Origin of the sequence: Pseudomonas graminis (assembly GCF_001705435.1) — a bacterium.
Lineage (GTDB): Bacteria > Pseudomonadota > Gammaproteobacteria > Pseudomonadales > Pseudomonadaceae > Aquipseudomonas > Aquipseudomonas graminis_B.
Genome location: NZ_MDEN01000032.1, coordinates 1 through 2,977, shown reverse-complemented (window position 1 = coordinate 2,977; position 2,977 = coordinate 1). Strand labels below are relative to the sequence as shown.

At 57.2% G+C, this 2,977-nt stretch carries 4 protein-coding genes; all 4 read left to right on the top strand.

Annotated features, from left to right (window positions below; genetic code table 11):
* The first annotated feature begins 100 nt into the window (after positions 1-100).
* The 4 genes from tnpA (at position 101) to BBI10_RS00140 (ending at position 2,965) form a co-directional block, all read left to right on the top strand.
* On the top strand, positions 101-424 hold the full coding sequence (gene tnpA / locus BBI10_RS00155) for an IS66-like element accessory protein TnpA (RefSeq protein WP_065986015.1): 324 nt from the start codon (positions 101-103) through the stop codon (positions 422-424).
* Entirely contained in the window at positions 421-756 is a 336-nt protein-coding gene (gene tnpB, locus BBI10_RS27740) for an IS66 family insertion sequence element accessory protein TnpB (RefSeq protein ID WP_065986014.1), read from the top strand. Before tnpA ends, tnpB begins: the two co-directional genes overlap by 4 nt.
* A 61-nt stretch (positions 757-817) precedes the next feature.
* Positions 818-2,353 (top strand): IS66 family transposase, encoded by a 1,536-nt coding sequence (gene tnpC / locus BBI10_RS00145; protein ID WP_065986013.1) that lies wholly within the window; start codon positions 818-820, stop codon positions 2,351-2,353.
* Between the two features lie 21 nt (positions 2,354-2,374).
* A complete protein-coding gene (locus tag BBI10_RS00140; RefSeq protein WP_065986012.1) occupies positions 2,375-2,965 on the top strand; it encodes a nucleotidyltransferase family protein in 591 nt (196 codons plus the stop codon).
* Positions 2,966-2,977: the final 12 nt, after the last annotated feature.

The following is a 2,977-nucleotide window of genomic DNA, read 5'->3' as shown; positions in this document are numbered from 1 at the left end:
GTAAGCGTCCGGCGAAGTCACCTACCCGATCCCCGCAATAAGGGCGATGTTCTCCACTTAAAAATACGTGGACACCATCGCCCTTACCGTCAGGATTGCCATGCGCCAACGAACCTCTTATCCCAAACCTTTTAAAGCCCAGATCGTCCAGGAATGCCTGCAACCCGGCGTGTCGATGGCCAGCGTAGCCCTGCGCCATGGCATCAACGCCAACCTGGTTCGAAAGTGGATACCTGCTTATCGTGATCGTCAGGCGCCGGCATTGCCCGCTTTCGTTCCGATGAAACTAGAGCCCGCAACTCGGCCCGGTCAGCAAATTCCTGTCTGCATCGAGATCCCTTTCGGGCATCAAAAACTTACCGTGAACTGGCCATCCTCAGACCCTGAAGGGTGCGCCCGTTTTATCCGTGAGTTTGTCCAGTGATCCGCGTCGACGCCATCTGGCTCGCCACAGAGCCCATGGATATGCGCGCCGGTACCGAGACTGCGTTGGCCAGAGTGATCGCGGTATTCGGTGCGGCGAAGCCGCACTGTGCTTATCTTTTCGCCAACCGCCGAGGCAACCGGATGAAAGTCCTGGTGCATGACGGCGTGGGCATCTGGCTGGCGGCGCGACGATTGAATCAAGGCAAGTTTCACTGGCCCGGCATCCATCGCGGATCGGAAGTCGAACTCGATAACGAGCAGCTTCAAGCTTTGGTGCTGGGTTTACCTTGGCAGCGGGTCGGCGCGGGCGGCTCGATCACAGTGCTTTAGCACCGGCTATTAGCCTATCGGTTTATCGCGGCTGACGGCCTGCTCTGGCACAATCAGCGACATGACTTTCTCGCCCAATCTTGACCAGATGACACCGGAACAGCTGCGCGCCTTGGCCGAACAGGCCATGCAGCTGCTGTCCCAGGTCGACTCCATGGGCCAGAAGATCCACCGTCTTGAAACGGTCAATGAGCAACTCGCTCATGAGATCGCCATCCTCAAGCGACACAAGTTTGCCAAGCGCAGCGAACAGCTGACTCCTGACCAAGGCAGCCTGCTCGACGACCTGCTCGATACTGATATCGCGGCCATAGAGGCCGAGCTGAACGCGGTCAACCCTCCACCTGCACCAGCCGAGCCGCGCCAGAAACCCAAGCGTGCACCGCTGCCGCCCCAGTTCCCACGCACCGTGATCCGCCACGAGCCAGAAAACACTCAGTGCGCCTGCGGGTGTCAGCTTCAACGTATTGGCGAAGACGTTAGCGAGAAGCTCGATTACACGCCCGGCGTGTTCACAGTCGAACAGCATGTGCGTGGAAAATGGGCCTGCCGACAATGCGAAACACTGATCCAGGCACCGGTACCGGCTCAGGTAATCGACAAGGGCATCCCGACCGCAGGCCTGCTGGCGCATGTGATGGTGGCGAAGTTCGCCGACCACTTGCCGCTGTATCGGCAGGAGAAAATCTTTGGCCGCGCTGGCCTGATGATCGCCCGCTCGACGCTGGCGCAGTGGGTTGGACAAACTGGCGTGCAGCTCCAGCCTTTGGTCGATGCGTTGCGCGAAGCGGTGCTGGTCGAGGGCGTAATCCACGCCGATGAGACCCCGGTTCAAATGCTCGCGCCAGGAGAGAAGAAAACCCACCGAGCGTATGTCTGGGCCTACAGCACCACACCGTTTTCGGCACTCAAAGCCGTTGTTTACGACTTCAGCCCAAGTCGAGCGGGCGAACATGCGCGTAACTTCCTCGGCTCCTGGAACGGCAAGTTGGTGTGCGACGACTTTGCTGGCTACAAAGCAGGCTTCGAGAAAGGCATGATCGAAATCGGCTGCATGGCTCATGCCCGACGCAAGTTTTTCGATCTGCACGTGGCGAACAAAAGCCAATTGGCCGGACAGGCACTTCACTCGATTGGCGGCTTGTACGAAGTTGAACGGCAAGCGCGGGAGATGAGTGATGAAGACCGTTGGCGAATACGACAGGAAAAAGCAGCTCCGATAATCGCAACGCTGCATGACTGGATGTTGGCCCAGCGAGATCTCGTGCCCAACGGATCGGCAACGGCCAAAGCTCTGGATTACAGCCTTAAACGCTGGGTAGCGCTGACGCGCTACCTTGACGACGGGGCTGTCCCCATCGACAACAATCAAGTAGAGAACCAGATCCGACCGTGGGCACTTGGACGCTCGAACTGGTTGTTTGCTGGGTCGCTGCGCAGCGGTAAACGGGCGGCGGCGATCATGAGTTTGATCCAGTCTGCGCGCATGAACGGGCATGATCCGTATGCTTATCTCAAAAATGTGCTGACCCGACTGCCGATACAGCGGGCGAGTGAGATCGAACAACTGCTGCCGCATCTGTGGATGCCTGCCTAGCTTAAATAAGGTGAGTTCTGAGTGGACAATATTTCGACAGTCCAAGCGATTATTTCAGATGACCCCGTTCGGTGGCGATTACTTGAAATGGTGCGCTCCCTCAACTTGCCAGACTGCTGGATAGGAGCAGGTTTCGTCCGAAACGCGGTTTGGGACTATTTGCACGGGCGCGGTTCGTCTCAGGTCTCAACAGACGTTGACGTCATCTGGTTTGATGCGAAGCGCTGCACCCCCGAGGAAGATGAAGCTTTGGAGGCCGTCCTCAGGAGTCTAGATCCGACAGTAATTTGGTCTGTGAAAAACCAAGCCAGAATGCATGTTCAGAATGGCGATAAACCATACCTTTCTACGACCGACGCAATGCGCTACTGGCCGGAAACCGCAACGGCGGTAGCCGTAAGACTGCGAGAGGAAGGCTCATGCGAGATCGCGGCACCGCTGGGACTTGATGATCTATTTGAGTTGATTATCAGGCCAACGGAGAGCTTTACCTCGGCGAAAAAAGCGATCTATCAAGACCGCTTCAAGTCCAAAAACTGGCTGACGATATGGCCACTGCTTACGCTTGCGTCAGCGCCGCTACCTCCCATCCCTTACGTCAAGGCGACTTAACCGAACGCTTAC